Here is a 14,410-nt window from a genome sequence, read left to right as displayed (position 1 = left end):
TGGTCTCAGCTCTGCTGCAGCAGCCGGTCGCAGTTCTTGACAGCGTTGTCAAGTGCTTCCTTGGGGCTCTGCTTGCCCTGCAGCGCCTTGGCGACGGAGTTGCGCAGCTCGACCTTCATCTGCTCGCTGAAGAGCACGGGCGTGTAGTTCACCGCGGTCTTGATGGACTTGGCGGCCGCGACGCGTACCCGCGTCTCGTCCTTGCCGTCCTGCTTCGTGAAGTACGGGTCGTCGAGGGAGCCCTTGGTGCTCGGGAAGATCGCGACCTTCTTGGCGAACTCCATCTGGCGCCGGGAGTCGGTGACGTAGTGCGCGAAGGCGACGGCGGCGGGCGTCTGCTTCGTCTTGGTGTTCACCATGACGCCCATGACGTACATGTTGTCCTTGCCGGTGCTGCTGATCTGCGGCGTGATGCCGATGTTCTTGTACAGCCGCGGCGCGTCCTTCTTGAACTTCTCCAGGTCGAGGGCGCTGCCGGGGTTCATGGCGACGGCTTCGGTGAGGAACTTCTTGCCGGTGGACTCGGGTGTCGCGGTCAGCGCCTGTCCGTCGAGGGCCTTCGCGTCGTACAGCTTCTTGTACTTGGTGAGGAGTTCGACGCCCTTGGCGTCGTTGAAGGTGAAGCCGGTGCCTTCCTTGTTCATCAGCGGGACGCCGTAGCGCCCGAAGTCCTCGATGGTGGGGACGTTCGCGAGCGTGGCGACCTTGCCGTCGCTCTTGTCGGCCAGCTCCAGGGCGTCGTCGAAGAGCTCGTCGTACGTCGTCGGGGGCTTGTTCTCGTCGAGGCCCGCGTCCTTGAACAGGCGCTTGTTGTAGAAGAGCGGCCCGGTGTTGAGGTACCAGGGGAAGGCGTACGTGCCGTCCATGCCCGGTATCTGATGGCTCTTCCAGGCCCCGGGCAGATACTCCTTCTCGTACTTCGACGCCGACTTGTCGAGGTCGAGGGCGAGACCGGCCTTGGCGAGCGGGGCGACGAGGTCGGGCGAGACGTTGACGACGTCGGGCAGGGTGCCCGCGGCCGCGTCGGCGCTGATCTTGTCGGCGTAGCCCTCGCCGGGCTGGTCGATCCACCGGACCTTCGTGCCCGGGTACTTCTTCTCGAAGCCGTCCACGACGCCCTCGAAGTACGACTTGAAGTTCGCCTTCAGGTTCCAGGTCTGGAAGGTGATCTCACCCTCGACCTTCCCCGACGCGTCGGTCGAACCTCCGCCGTCGTCCCCGTCACCACAGGCGCTCAACGGCAGCAGGACGGCGAGGACGGCGCCTGCGGCGACGGCTCTGCGGGGGTTGCGGGAGATACGCACGGTGAAACGGCTCCTTTGCTCGGCCCAGCGTGAGACGGCGGTGACTGCGACCGTCCGAGCCGGGCAATCCACGCCGAGGCAGACCCTGCACGGAACGGTGGCGCAAAGTCAATGGATTCGGTGAAATTCGGGGAACAGAAATCGAAGATCGGTCGATCGGTCACACAACTCACCAGGTCAGAGACGTGTGTTGGAAGTCTTGCGGCAGACGACTAATGCGCTTTAGAGTCTGAGCGCTCAAGCGCATTAGTATCCGGGAGCCAGGAAAGGGGCAACGGGTGCAAGGCAAGCGGTCACCGGCGCGCCGGCCGACCATGAAGGACATCGCGCGCCGTGCCGGGGTCTCGGAGAGCGCCGTCTCCTTCGCGCTCAACGACCGGCCCGGCGTCTCCGACATCACCCGCGACCGGGTGCGCAGGGTGGCCGAACAGCTGGGCTGGCGGCCCAGCACAGCGGCGCGCGCCCTCTCCGGCGAGGGTTCGGCGACCGTGGGCCTGGTGGTGGCGCGCCCGGCGGCGACGCTGGGCGTCGACTCGTTCTTCCTGCAGCTGATCTCCGGAGTCCAGGAGGTCCTCGCGGAGCGGCACTTGGGGCTGCTGTTCCAGGTCGTGGAGGACGTGGACGCCGAATGCGCGGTGTACCGCCGCTGGTGGGCGGAGCACCGGGTGGACGGCGTCCTCGTGGTGGACCCGCGCACGGACGACCCGCGGCCCGCGCTCCTCGACGAGCTGGGGCTGCCCGCGGTGGTGACGGGCGGCGTGCCCGACCCCGACGCCGGGCATCCGGGGCTGTCCACGGTGTGGGCGGACGACGCGGGCGCCATGGCCTCGGTCGTGGGTCATCTGCACTCGCTCGGGCACCGCCGCATCGTCCACATCGCGGGCCTCGAAGGGCTCGCGCACACCGAGCGCCGCATCCGCACCCTGCGTGTCGAAGCGGACGGCCGCGGCATGTCGGGGGTCCGCTCGGTCACGACGGACTACTCCGACGCCGAGGGCGCCGCCGCGACCCGGCGGGTCCTGGAGTCGGCGGAGCCCCCGACAGCTCTGGTCTACGACAACGACGTGATGGCCGTCGCCGGAGTCGCCGCGGCGACCTCGCTCGGCTTCGCCGTCCCGGACGACGTGTCGGTCGTCGCCTGGGAGGACTCGGCGCTGTGCCGCATGGTGCACCCGTGGCTGACGGCCCTCTCCCGGGACACGGTGTCCTTCGGCAGGACCGCGGCCCGGGAGCTTCTCGCCCTCCTGGACGACGGTCCCGCGGCGACGGTCCAGGTCCCGCTCCCGCGACTCATCGAACGGGAGAGCACGGGGCGGGCCCGAGCGTGAACCGGCGTCACGCGGGCGGCCCGGGAGGCCAGGGGAGCTCGGCGAGGATCGGCAGCAGCGCCTCCTCCTCGTAGTCCAGATGGGCCGTCAGCTCCTGCGACATGCGCGTGAGTTCGGCACGGAACCGCTCGGGGTCCGCACCGCCGACGTCCGCGAGCAGCGCGGCGAGCTCGCCCTGGATGCGGGCGACGCTCCGGTGCTCCTCGGTGAGCCGGTCGAAGGTGTCGCGCAGCTCGGGGTGGTGCCCGGCCATGGTCGGGAAGAGGTGCGCGTCCTCGCCGCTGTGGTGGAACTCCAGGGCGTCGCAGAACGCCAGGCAGTGCTGACGGATCTGCAGTCCGAGGCCCGGTGCCGGCGGGGCGTCCGACCCCCGGCGCTCCCGGTGTTCGCCGAGCGCGGCGAAGTACGCGTCGGTCTCTTCGCGTACGTGGCGCAGCTGACCGCGTAGCCAGAGGTGCACCTGCAGCATCTTGTCGGCGAAGTCGGCGGCGTCCTCCGGGATGTCCGCCTCGTGCGCGGGCCGTTCCAGGACGACCACGGGCAGGATCCGGTCCGTCCGCGTCCGGTACTCACCGTATCCGGGGTCGGCGGCCACGATCCGCTCGAAGAGCCGGTCGCGCCGCTCCCCTTCGGCGGGGACGGCGACGGCCTCGAACGTGTCGGTGCCGAGCTCCACGGTCACCGTGGGGTGCGCGAGGACGTTGTGGTACCAGTCGGGGTGGCGCGGGCCACCGAGGTTCGACCCGGTGACCAGGAGCAGGCCGTCGTCGCGGACGTAGCCGAGCGGGGTGGTGTGCTGCTTGCCGGAGCGTGCGCCGGTGGTGGTGAGGAGCAGCAGGTCGCCGTCCTCGAAGGGGCCGCCGACCTTGCCGCCGTTGGCTCGGAACTCGTCGATGACGGACTGGTTGAAGGGTGTGGGCATGACGGTGTCGCATCTCCGTGCGTGGTGGTGGAGGAATGGCGCGGCCGCGCGTACGGCGGGCCCGGGGCGCGTCGAAGCGCGCGGGTCAGGCGAGGGCCTGAAGGTGAAAACTCACGACGTGGTCATCGGCGTCGTCCTTGAGTGAAGGTGCTCGCCCGATCGCCGACCTGCCCACTGCTCTTTGGTCGGCGCCACGCGGCACGAGCACCATTACAGTCAACCGCTCACCCGCGTGTCAACGCGGGTTGCCGCACACCTCCGAGGTCACGCTTCGGAAGGCACGCCTCCGAAGGCGTCACATGCCCGGACACACCTGTGCCCCCGGTCGTCCAGGACTGGGGGCACGTGGCGAAGCGGGCCGGTGCGGTGCCGGGCCGGTGTCGGCTCAGTCGATACCGGGGAGGATGTGCGGCTCGGCGAGGTCGTCCTCGTAGCCGGCCAGACGGATGGGGGCCGCCTTGGCCCACGCCTCCAGGTTGCGGAGCTTGTGGGGCCGTCCGGCCCGCTCGCCGCCGCGTTCCGCCGGTCGCTTTTCGTGCTTCGTCAGATCTGGTGTCACCGCGCACTCCTTTGTGTCGCGTAACGGAAGGACAAGGGCAGTCCGGTCGCGGTGGCGCCGTTCTCTGGCGGGACCGCGGCCGTGGTCGCCGGCCTGTCCCCCGAGCGGCCGAGGGATGCTTGTGGATCTCTCGTGGCCGCCCGTTCGCCCTACATTAACCAAATGAGCGCCGCCTCGCTCGATGGGGACCTGAGTCGGGGTGGAATCCGGACAACGCCCCCGAAGCGACCGCGTGGGGGCCCGGACACCAAGGCTCCCGAAGACCCAGGCGGGACGCACGGCCTGCGCGGCCGTCCAGGTGCCGACACGCACCGGCGCAACTTCGCCACCAACCGTGACCACGGCGGGTGTTGGGCCTTCCCGGGCGCGCCGGTCACCGTGCGCGCCCGCCCGGTCACGGCCGGCGAAAAAGGGACAGCCGGTCCGGACCGCGCCGTGCGCGGCGCCTCGGACCGGCTGCCCAAAAACTTTCGCAAAGCATCCGGATGCTGAGACAGCGTCTCAGCCGACCAGGACGGCCCTAAACGGCTACCACTTGCCCGGCTCGTAGTCCTTCAGGAAGACGCCGTACACGTCCTCGCCCGCCTCGCCGCGTACCACCGGGTCGTAGACGCGGGCGGCGCCGTCGATCAGGTCGAGCGGGGCGTGGAAGCCCTCCTCGGCGAGACGCAGCTTGTCGTAGTGCGGGCGCTCGTCCGTGATCCAGCCGGTGTCCACCGAGGTCATGAGGATGCCGTCGGTCTGGAACATCTCCTGGGCGCTGGTGCGCGTCACCATGTTCATCGCGGCCTTCGCGGCATTGGTGTTGGGGTGCCCCGCGCCCTTGTAACCGCGGCCGAAGACGCCCTCCATCGCCGAGACGTTGACGATGTGGGCCCGGCCGCTCGGCGCCTTCCTCGCGGCGTCGGCCATGGCCGGGCGCAGGGCACTGATGAGAATGAAGGGCGACGTGTAGTTGCACAGCTGGGTCTCGAGGAGCTCCACCGGGGAGATCTGCTCGATGGTCTGCACCCACGTGTTGCTGTCGACGACGTCCGGGACGAGGCCGCCCGCGTCGATGGCGGTGCCGTCGAGGTGCCGGGCGACGCTGGCGTTGCCCGCGACGAGCGCGAGGTCGGCGACCTGCTGCGCGTCCAGGCCGCTCGTGCCGACGGGCAGCGCGGCGAGGCCGTCGACGGCGCCGGAGTTGAAGGCGCCGATGACGGAGTGGGCGGGCAGCTCCCCGGCGGGCAGCGGCGCGCCCTCGCCGTCGACCAGCGCGGCGTAGGCGGAGGGCAGGCGGCGTACTGTCTGCGTCGCGTTGTTGATCAGGATGTCGAGCGGGCCCGCCGCGCTGACCTGCTCGGCGAGGGCCACGGCCTGCGCCGGGTCGCGCAGGTCGATGCCGACGACCTCAAGACGGTGCAGCCAGTCCGCCGAGTCGTCCATCGCCTTGAAGCGGCGGATGGCGTCCTTGGGGAACCGGGTGGTGATCGTCGTGTGGGCGCCGTCGCGCAGGAGACGCAGCGCGATGTACATGCCGATCTTGGCGCGGCCGCCGGTGAGCAGGGCGCGCTTGCCGGTGAGGTCGGCGCGGGCGTCGCGCTTGGAGCGGTTCAGGCGGGCGCAGTCCGGACAGAGCTGGTGGTAGAAGTAGTCGACTTCCACGTACCGCGTCTTGCAGGTGTAGCAGGAGCGCGGGCGCTGGAGTATCCCGGCGATCCGGCCCTCCTCCGTCTGCGAGGAGGGCAGCAGGCCCTCGGTCTCGTCGTCGATGCGCTGGGCGGAGCCGGTGGCGGTGGCTTCGGTGACGGCCTTGTCGTGGGCGGTCTTGGCGGCGCGGCGCTCCTGGCGGCGGCGCTGCTTCACCGTCCGGTAGATCCCGGCCGTGGCGCGGCGCACGGCGATCGCGTCCGGGTGGTCGACGTCGAGCTTGTCCAGCTCGTCGAGCACGCTGAGGCACAGGGCGAGACGGTCCGGGTCGATGCCGGGGCCGTACGCCACGTGCTCGGCGTGCCCCTCCTGGCTTTCGTCTGTCACCGTCATCGCCGCTGTCCTCGTTGTCCGTGCCACGGCGCATCCGGTCGTCCGCGGAACTCCAAAAGCGGAAGTTTACGTAGCGGTGGGCCCGGGAACCAAACCCGCTTCCCGTGCGCAGACCGCCACGAGTCCGGCGAGCTCGTCCCGCAGGCTCCGCGCGAGCAGCTCCAGGTCGGGCACGGCGGCGGCGTCCGCGACCAGTCCGTAGTGCACGCGTCCGCGGTAGGTGGAGACGGCGACGGCGAGGGCCTGGCCCCGGGCGAGGGGCGCGAAGGGGTAGACCTCCGTGAGGCGGCAGCCGCCGAGCCGCAGTCCGACGCCGGGCAGCGGAACGCTGGTGACGAGGATGTCGAAGAGCAGCCGGGCGGCCTGGGCGACGACGGGCCCGCCGATCCGGTGCCCGAGCGGGGGCACGTGTTCGGCGAGGAGCGCTACGGCTCCGGCGCCCCGCTCGGGGCCCGCGTCCTTGTTGCGGTCCATGGCGGCGCGCACGTCGCGCAGCCGGTCGAGCGGGTCCTCGCGGCCGACGGGGAGGCGGACGAGGTAGCCGGAGAGGCGGTTGCCCGGGGTCTTGGCGGTGCGGGGGCGGCGGCGGGAGACCGGGATGAGGGCGCGTGGCTCGACTCCCTCGCTGCAGTCACCGCGCTCGTCGAGCCAGCGGCGCAGGGCTCCCGCGACGACGGCGATCAGGACGTCGTTGACGGTGCCGCCGACCGTTTTGCGCACCTGGTGCACGTCGTCCAGGTCGAGGACGACGCCGGCGGTGCGGCGGGTGCCGGTGGCGGCCGAGGAGAGCGCGGCGCAGGAGCGTACGCCGAGTGCGGCGCGGGCCACGGAGGTGCCGATGCCGAGGGCCTGGCCGACCTCCGCGACGGTGCCGCGGACGCGGCCGGGCAGGGTGCGGGGGTCGAGGAGCGACCACGGGGAGGCGGCGGGGGCCGGGGGGCGCGGGCGGGAGGCGGGCAGGTCGACGGGGTCGAGGAGGGCGGCGCCGAGGGTGAGGGCGCGCAGGCCGTCGGCGAGCGCGTGGTGGAACTTGAAGAGGACGGCGAAGGAGGTGCCGTCGGCGCCCGGCAGGACGTGCGCCTCCCACGGCGGCCGGTCGCGCGCCACCGGACGCCGCATCAACTCCCCTGCCGCGGCGTGGAAGTCGGCCACGGGCGCCGTGAGCCGTATGTGTTCCAGGGGGTCGAAGGCGGGCACCGGCACGCGCATCGCGCCGCCGACGGGCAGCCAGACCGAACGTATCCGCATGCGCAGCCCCGGCACGGCCGCCGCGCGGGCCGCGAGGAGACCCGCGGCGCGGTCCGCCGTGTCGGGTCCGTCGGCCTCGAAGATGCCGAGGGCGCCCAGATGCATGGGGTGTTCGGCGGTCTCGATGTTCCAGAAGGCCAGGTCGAGAGGGACGAGCAGGTCGGAACTCTGAGCAGGCGTAGAAGTCACGGACTCGCTCTCGCGTCGAGGACGAAGACGATGCGGGGGATGACGAACGAGAAGTCAACCCTTCCGGGCGACTACGGTCAAGTACGATCAAGCTACGCTGAGTTAACAACGCATTAAGGCCGGACCCGCCCTCGATGTCCCCTTCGGTCGCGATGGGGCACGCCCGGGACGCCTTCAAACAACCTGCACATCGAATGTGCACTCCGGTCACGGAATTCGGGCCCCTCTCGCCGCGAATTTCCATGCATCGGCCACACGAGCCGCCCACCGACGGGAAAGTGTCCGATTTGTTGGAAGGAGTCGCTCCACATCCTCCATTCCCGTCTGTGAATGTTGTGAAGGAGCTGCCGCGACGCGGTGAACCCGCCTGCACGCAGCGGTGATACGCCGCCACAACCGCGCTGGGCGGTCACTCCGTCGATTGGATGTACGAGCTGCGAACGTGCTTTGATCCTGGCTCGCCGCGGAATTCGAATCCCCAGGTTCCGCGAGGGAAAACCCTGTGCACATTCATTGAGAAGGGCAGCTCACACCATGAACAACGTCCCCCAGGTCGAGACCCTCGAGATTTCCGACGCCGACCTCGACAACGTCTCCGGTGGCCTCGTCGCCGGTGTCGCGTCCAACGTCACCGGCACCGTTGACTCGATCGCCCCCGTCTCGGGCGTCGTCGCCGGCGTCGTCGGCACGGTCGAGGGTGCCACCGGCCTGAACACCGGCGCCGTCACCGGCCTCGCCGACGGCCTGACCGCCGGTCTCTGAGCTTTCCGCTCACAGACACGCCGCGTTGCGGGAGCCCCGGGACCTCAGGTTCCGGGGCTCTCGGACGCATCGGCACAGCAGCCCACGGCACTTCAGCCCACGGCCCACGCCCCAGTAAGGAAAGCGTTCCGTGCAGTTCCGCCAACAGGCCCTGTCCAAACTGCAGTCGCCCGAGGAACTCGACCTGCCGGTGCGCCACGCCCGTCCCCAGGGCCTGCTCGTCCTCGCCGTCACCCTCGTCGTCATGGCCGCATCCAGCGTCTGGGCCGTCACCGGTTCCCTCTCCTCGACGCTCCGCGCCCCCGGCATCCTCACCCACGGCCAGGGCAGTTACGTCCTGCAGAGCCCCGTCACCGGCCAGGTGACCCGCGTCATGGCCGAGGAGGGCGAACGGATCGACACCGGCGCCCCCGTACTGAAGGTCCGCACCGAGCGGGGCGACAAGGTCGTGCGCGCCATCGCCGCGGGCCGTGTGACCGCGCTCGTCGCCAGGATCGGCACCGTCGTCACCACCGGCGCCGACGTGGCGACCCTGGAACGTGTGGCGGGCACCGGCGACCCGCTGACGGCGATGCTCTACGTACCCGCCGACAGCGCGGCCACCGTGCCCGTCGGCGCAGCGGTCGACCTCACCGTCCAGTCCGTGCCCACCGAGCGGTACGGGACGCTGCGCGGCCGGGTGAAAGCGGTGGGCCGGGTCGCGCAGACCCGGCAGAGGATCACCGGTTTCCTCGGCGACCGGGAACTGGCCGGGCAGTTCACGAAGGACGGACCTCCCGTCGCCGTCCTCGTAGGGCTCGCCCCCTCCTCCGTCACCAAGTCCGGCTACGCCTGGTCGACCGCCGACGGGCCGCCCTTCGCACTCGACTCCATGACCCCGGCCACCGGCGCCGTCCACCTCGCCGAGCAGCGCCCGATCGATTGGCTGCTTCCGTGACCGCTCCCCACCCCTCCGCCGCGCACCAGCAGCAGCTGCCGCCGCCCGGCGGCCGCCGCAGGCACCGCCCCGAGGAGCCCCCGCGCCGCCGCCGCGCGGCACCGCGCCCCGCGTCGAAGGGCAGGCGCCCGAAGACCGTCCGCACGCCCACCGTCCTGCAGATGGAGGCCGTGGAGTGCGGCGCCGCCGCACTCGCCATGGTCCTCGCCCACCACGGACGGCACGTGCCCCTGGAAGAACTGCGCATCGCGTGCGGAGTCTCCCGCGACGGCTCACGTGCCAGCAACGTCCTGAAGGCGGCGCGCAGTTACGGCATGACGGCCAAGGGCATGCAGATGGAACCGGCCGCGCTCGCCGAGGTGAAGGCGCCCGCGATCCTCTTCTGGGAGTTCAACCACTACGTCGTGTATGACGGCATGGGGCGCCGCCTCGGTCGCCGCGGCGTGTACATCAACGACCCGGACAAGGGCCGCCGCTTCGTGCCGTCGGAGGACTTCGACACCAGCTTCACCGGTGTCGTCCTCGTCCTCGAACCCGGCGCCGGATTCAAGCCGGGTGGCCGCAGGCCCGGCGTCATGAAGGCGCTGCCCGCACGGCTGCGCGGCACCACGGGCACGATGCTCGCCGCACTCCTCGCCAGCCTGCTGCTGGTCGCGGTCGGCGCCGCGCTGCCCGCGCTCAGCAGAACGTACATCGACCTGTTCCTGATCGGCCATCAGACCTCGCTGCTGGGGGTCCTGTTCGCATCCATGGGAGCGACGGTCGCGCTCACCGCGGTGCTGACGTGGCTGCAACAGGCGAACCTGCTGCGCGGCCGCATCATCTCCTCGACCCTCGGCAGCGCCCGCTTCTTCCGCCACCTGCTGCGCCTGCCCGTCACGTTCTACGCCCAGCGCTCCCCCGCCGACCTCGTGCAGCGCCTCGCGTCCAACGACGCGGTCGCCGAAACCCTGGCGCGCGACCTCACGGCCGCAGGCGTCGACGGCATCGTCGTCCTCCTCTACGCGGCTCTCCTGTGGACGTACGATCCGCAGCTCACGCTCGTCGGAGTCGGCATCGCCCTGCTGAACATCGTGGCGATGCGCGTCGTCATCCGGCTGCGCGCCACCGGCACGCAGAAACTGCGCGCCGACAGCGCCAAGCTCACCAACACCTCGTACACCGGCCTGCAGTTGATCGAGACGATGAAGGCCACCGGCGGCGAGAACGGCTACTTCCGGAAGTGGGCGGGCCAGCACGCGACCACGCTGGAGGAGCAGCAGCGCCTCGGCGTCCCGAGCGCGTGGCTCGGTGTCGTCGCGCCGACCCTGGCGACTCTCAACAGCGCGCTGATCCTGTGGATCGGCGGTCTGCGCGCGGTCGAGGGGCATCTCTCGATCGGGCTGCTCGTCGCCTTCCAGGCCCTCGTCACCCGGTTCACCGCGCCGATCACCCGCCTCAACGGCGTCGCGGGCCGCATCCAGGACTTCGCCGCCGATGTCGCCCGCCTCAAGGACGTCGAGAACTTCCCCGTCGACACGCTGTACTCGCGCCCCGAGCCCGCCGCCGGCACACGCCGCCTCAAGGGGCACGTCACCCTGGAGAACATCACCTTCGGTTACAGCCCCCTCGACAAGCCGCTCCTGACCGGCTTCTCGCTGACGGTCGGGCCGGGGCAGCAGGTGGCGCTCGTCGGCGGCTCCGGCAGCGGCAAGTCGACGGTGTCGCGGCTGATATCGGGCCTCTACAGCCCGTGGGAGGGCACGATCCGCATCGACGGTCAGCGCCTGGAGGACATCCCGCGCGGCGCGCTGTCCTCCTCGGTGTCCTTCGTGGACCAGGACGTCTTCCTCTTCGAGGGCACGGTCCGTGACAACGTCGCCCTGTGGGACCCGTCCATTCCCGACGACGCGGTGGTGGCCGCACTTCAGGACGCCTGCCTGTACGAGGTGGTGGCCCGCAGGCCCGGCGGCATCCACGGCCGCGTGGAGCAGGACGGGCGCAACTTCTCCGGCGGGCAGCGCCAGCGCCTGGAGATCGCGCGGGCCCTGGTCCGCCGCCCCAGCATCCTCGTCCTCGACGAGGTCACCAGCGCCCTGGACGCCGAGACCGAACAGGTCATCATCGACAACCTGCGCCGCCGCGGCTGCGCCTGCGTCGTCATCGCCCACCGTCTGAGCACCGTGCGCGACAGCGACGAGATCGTCGTGCTCGACCACGGGCAGGTCGTGGAGCGCGGTCGCCACGAACACCTCGTCGCCGCCGACGGCCCCTACGCCGGCCTGGTCAAGGAGCATTGAGGTGACCTCCGTACCGGAACAGCACGCCTACCCGAGCGACACGGTCGCCGCCGCCTTCGACGCGCTCGGCACCCCGGTCGACTGCGCCGGGCTGCGCAGCGTGCACCTGGAGGGGCCGCAGGTGCTGTGGCTCGTCGTGGCGGGCGCCCTCGACCTGTTCGCCGTCGACGCCGCGCAGCAGGGCCACTGGCACTACCTCGGCCGTCTCGAACCGGGCACGCTGCTCCTCGGGCCGGTCGAGGGCCCCCAGCACACCCTCGTCGGCCGCCCCCTCCAGGGCTGCGAGCTGCGCCGCGTCCCGCTGCGCGAGCTGTACCGCCCGGACTACGGCGACACCTGGTCGTACGAACAGCAGTACCCGAGCCGGTACGACACCCAGGACGCGGCACTGAGCCTCCTTGAGCACGCCTTCGCCCTCGGCATCGGGCGCGGCCACCGCGTCCTGTTCGAGGCGCCGCTCGACGGCAGGACCGCGGGCGACGAGGTGGTGGCCGACGACGACATCCTGTGGATGCCGGTCGCGCCGGGCAGTGTGCAGTACGGCGCCGCCTACAGCGCCGAGGCCGCGGGCGATCTGCTGGTCGACGCCGCGATGTGGCAGCGGATGGTGAACCAGCAGTACCGGCTCCTGTCGACGCTCGACCGCTGGATCGAACGTCTGGAGCGGGCCCACGAGGACCGCACGGCGGCCGGCATCAAGGCGGGCGAGAGCGTCCGTGAGCAGGCCGACCGGACGCTGATCGCGTCCATCGGGCGTTCGGGGCGGCGCGGTGCGCGGCGCTCCGAACCGGGTGGTGGTCACGACGCGACGTACGCCGCCTGCCGCCTCGTCGCGCGGGCGGCGGGCATCACCCTGTCGGACACCGCGGACGGCGGAGCGGTGAGCGACCGCATCGATCCGGTGGAGCAGGTCGCGGTGGCGTCCCGGATCCGTACGCGGACCGTACGGCTCGACGGGCGCTGGTGGCGGGAGAACGCGGGGCCGCTCGTGGGGCACCGGGCGGCGAGCGGCGCGCCGGTCGCGCTGCTGTGGCGGCGCGGCGGCTACGAGTCGGTACATCCGACGTCCGGGCGGCGCACCCGTGTCGACGCGGCCAACGCCGACGAGTTCGAACCGCAGGGCGTGATGTTCTACCGCCCTTTGCCCGAACAGCCGTTGACGCTCGGTCGGCTGTTCCGTTTCAGCCTGCGCGGCACCGGCGGCGACGTCCGGAACCTCGTACTCGCCGGTCTGGTGACCGTGGCGATCGGCGCGCTGGTGCCGATCGCCACGGGACAGGTGCTCGGGGTGTTCGTGCCGAACGCCGAGAAGGACCTCATCGCGCAGGTGTCCCTGGCCGTCATGGTCGCCGGCATCGTCTCGGCGGCGTTCATGCTGCTCCAGAACCTCACCGTGCTGCGGATGGAGGGGCGGATGGAGAGCACGCTGCAACCGGCGGTCTGGGACCGGCTGCTGCGGCTGCCCACGCGCTTCTTCGCCGAGCGCTCCACGGGTGAGCTGGCGAGCGCGGCGATGGGCGTCAGCGCCATCCGCCGGGTCCTGTCGGGCATCGGCCCCGTCGCGCTCCAGGCCGGTTCGGTCGGCGCGATGAACCTGGTCCTGCTGCTGTTCTACAGCGTCCCCCTCGCCCTGGCCGCACTGGGCATGCTGACCGTCATCGCCGCCGTGTTCCTCACCCTCGGCCTCTGGGAACTGCGCTGGCAGCGGCGGCTCGTGGAGCTCGGCAACAAGCTCAACAACCAGGCGTTCCAGACGCTGCGTGGGCTGCCCAAGCTCCGCGTCGCGGGGGCGGAGAGCTTCGCGTACGCCGCGTGGGCGGGTGAGTTCGCGCGCAGCCGGGAGCTGCAGCAGCGGGCCGGGCGCATCAAGAACGTCACGACGGTCCTCAACGCGGTCTACCTGCCGCTCTGCACACTCGTCATGTTCGTGCTCCTCGCCGGTCCGGCGCGCGGCAGCCTGACCGCGGGCGAGTTCCTCACCTTCAGCACCGCCGTGACGATGCTCCTTTCGTCCGTCACGCAGCTCACCGGCGCGCTGATCTCGGCGGCTTCGGTGCTGCCGATGTTCGAGCAGATCAAGCCGGTGCTCGACGAGGCTCCGGAGGTCGGGTCCGGCAGTACGCAGCCGGGCGAGCTCCAGGGCGCCATCGAGGCCCGCGGCGTCTCCTTCCGCTACACCGACGACGGCCCGCTCGTCCTCGACGACGTGTCGCTGTCGATCCGGCCCGGCGAGTTCGTGGCCGTCGTCGGACCGAGCGGCTGCGGCAAGTCGACGCTGCTCCGCCTCCTGATCGGCTTCGACGAGCCGGTCTCGGGCAGTGTGCTGTACGACGGACAGGACCTGGCGGCCCTGGACCAGTCGGCGGTGCGCCGCCAGTGCGGTGTGGTCCTGCAGAACGCGCAGCCGCTCACCGGATCCATCCTCGACTGCATCTGCGGCGCCGAGTCGTACACGCAGGAAGAGGCGTGGGAGGCCGCGGCGATGGCGGGGCTCGCCGAGGACATCAAGCGCATGCCGATGGGTCTGCACACGATGCTGTCGGGCGGCGGTGCGGTCTCCGGCGGCCAGCGCCAGCGCCTGATGATCGCCCAGGCCCTGATCCGCCGCCCCCGTGTCCTCTTCTTCGACGAGGCGACGAGCGCCCTGGACAACGAGACACAGCGCACGGTCATCGACAGCACCCGCGCCCTCCAGGCCACCCGCGTCGTGATCGCCCACCGCCTCTCCACGGTCATGGACGCCGACCGTGTCATCGTCATGTCGGAGGGCCGCGTCGTCCAACAGGGCCCGCCCGCCCAGCTGTTGGCCGATACGGGCGGGCGGCTGCACGAGTTGGTGCGGCGACAGATGCGGTGA

10 protein-coding genes are annotated in these 14,410 nt (G+C 71.0%); 5 read left to right on the top strand and 5 right to left on the bottom strand.

Going from position 1 to position 14,410, the window contains the following annotated elements; genetic code table 11:
• Nucleotides 1-5 precede the first annotated feature (5 nt).
• Nucleotides 6-1,304 carry an extracellular solute-binding protein gene (locus DEJ47_RS34205; protein WP_150174998.1) on the bottom strand — a complete coding sequence of 433 codons (1,299 nt, stop codon included), beginning with the start codon at nt 1,302-1,304 and terminating at the stop codon, nt 6-8.
• 278 nt (nt 1,305-1,582) lie between these two features.
• On the opposite strand from DEJ47_RS34205, the gene DEJ47_RS34200 reads away from it, so the two are divergent.
• Entirely contained in the window at nt 1,583-2,632 is a 1,050-nt protein-coding gene (locus DEJ47_RS34200; protein ID WP_190415702.1) for a LacI family DNA-binding transcriptional regulator, read from the top strand.
• A gap of 7 nt (nt 2,633-2,639) precedes the next feature.
• Here the strand turns inward: DEJ47_RS34200 and DEJ47_RS34195 are convergent, their stop codons facing one another.
• From DEJ47_RS34195 to DEJ47_RS34185, 4 genes are all read right to left on the bottom strand, one after another.
• On the bottom strand, nt 2,640-3,554 hold the full coding sequence (locus DEJ47_RS34195) for a nitroreductase/quinone reductase family protein (protein WP_150174997.1): 915 nt from the start codon (nt 3,552-3,554) through the stop codon (nt 2,640-2,642).
• Nucleotides 3,555-3,939: 385 nt separating this feature from the next.
• Nucleotides 3,940-4,113: a hypothetical protein gene (locus DEJ47_RS36680; protein ID WP_165283318.1), complete on the bottom strand. Its 174-nt coding sequence runs from the start codon at nt 4,111-4,113 to the stop codon at nt 3,940-3,942.
• 528 nt (nt 4,114-4,641) lie between these two features.
• Complete coding sequence (locus DEJ47_RS34190) at nt 4,642-6,138, bottom strand: SDR family NAD(P)-dependent oxidoreductase (RefSeq protein ID WP_150174996.1); 1,497 nt, start codon at nt 6,136-6,138, stop codon at nt 4,642-4,644.
• Between the two features lie 66 nt (nt 6,139-6,204).
• Nucleotides 6,205-7,575: a wax ester/triacylglycerol synthase family O-acyltransferase gene (locus DEJ47_RS34185; RefSeq protein ID WP_150174995.1), complete on the bottom strand. Its 1,371-nt coding sequence runs from the start codon at nt 7,573-7,575 to the stop codon at nt 6,205-6,207.
• A 534-nt stretch (nt 7,576-8,109) separates the two neighbouring features.
• Between DEJ47_RS34185 and DEJ47_RS34180 the strand changes: the two genes are divergently transcribed.
• The 4 genes from DEJ47_RS34180 (at nt 8,110) to DEJ47_RS34165 (ending at nt 14,410) form a co-directional block, all read left to right on the top strand.
• On the top strand, nt 8,110-8,337 hold the full coding sequence (locus DEJ47_RS34180) for a type A2 lantipeptide (protein WP_150174994.1): 228 nt from the start codon (nt 8,110-8,112) through the stop codon (nt 8,335-8,337).
• A 130-nt stretch (nt 8,338-8,467) separates the two neighbouring features.
• On the top strand, nt 8,468-9,274 hold the full coding sequence (locus tag DEJ47_RS34175) for an HlyD family efflux transporter periplasmic adaptor subunit (RefSeq protein ID WP_150174993.1): 807 nt from the start codon (nt 8,468-8,470) through the stop codon (nt 9,272-9,274).
• The gene (locus DEJ47_RS34170) at nt 9,271-11,553 is read left to right on the top strand and encodes an NHLP family bacteriocin export ABC transporter peptidase/permease/ATPase subunit (RefSeq protein ID WP_150174992.1); all 2,283 of its coding nucleotides are present in this window, start codon (nt 9,271-9,273) and stop codon (nt 11,551-11,553) included. Before DEJ47_RS34175 ends, DEJ47_RS34170 begins: the two co-directional genes overlap by 4 nt.
• 1 nt (nt 11,554) lies before the next feature.
• A complete protein-coding gene (locus tag DEJ47_RS34165) occupies nt 11,555-14,410 on the top strand; it encodes an NHLP bacteriocin export ABC transporter permease/ATPase subunit (RefSeq protein WP_150174991.1) in 2,856 nt (951 codons plus the stop codon).

Source organism: Streptomyces venezuelae (assembly GCF_008642355.1).
GTDB lineage: Bacteria > Actinomycetota > Actinomycetes > Streptomycetales > Streptomycetaceae > Streptomyces > Streptomyces venezuelae_B.
The sequence above is the reverse complement of the archived record's forward strand: the minus strand, read 5'-3'. Positions and strand labels throughout refer to the sequence as shown.

Excerpts from the sequence above, each read along its gene's own strand:
- DEJ47_RS34180 (WP_150174994.1), top strand. The coding sequence starts at position 8,110 with ATGAACAACGTCCCCCAGGTCGAGACCCTCGAGATTTCCGACGCCGAC.
- DEJ47_RS34190 (WP_150174996.1), bottom strand. The coding sequence starts at position 6,138 with ATGACGGTGACAGACGAAAGCCAGGAGGGGCACGCCGAGCACGTGGCG.
- DEJ47_RS34195 (WP_150174997.1), bottom strand. The coding sequence starts at position 3,554 with ATGCCCACACCCTTCAACCAGTCCGTCATCGACGAGTTCCGAGCCAAC.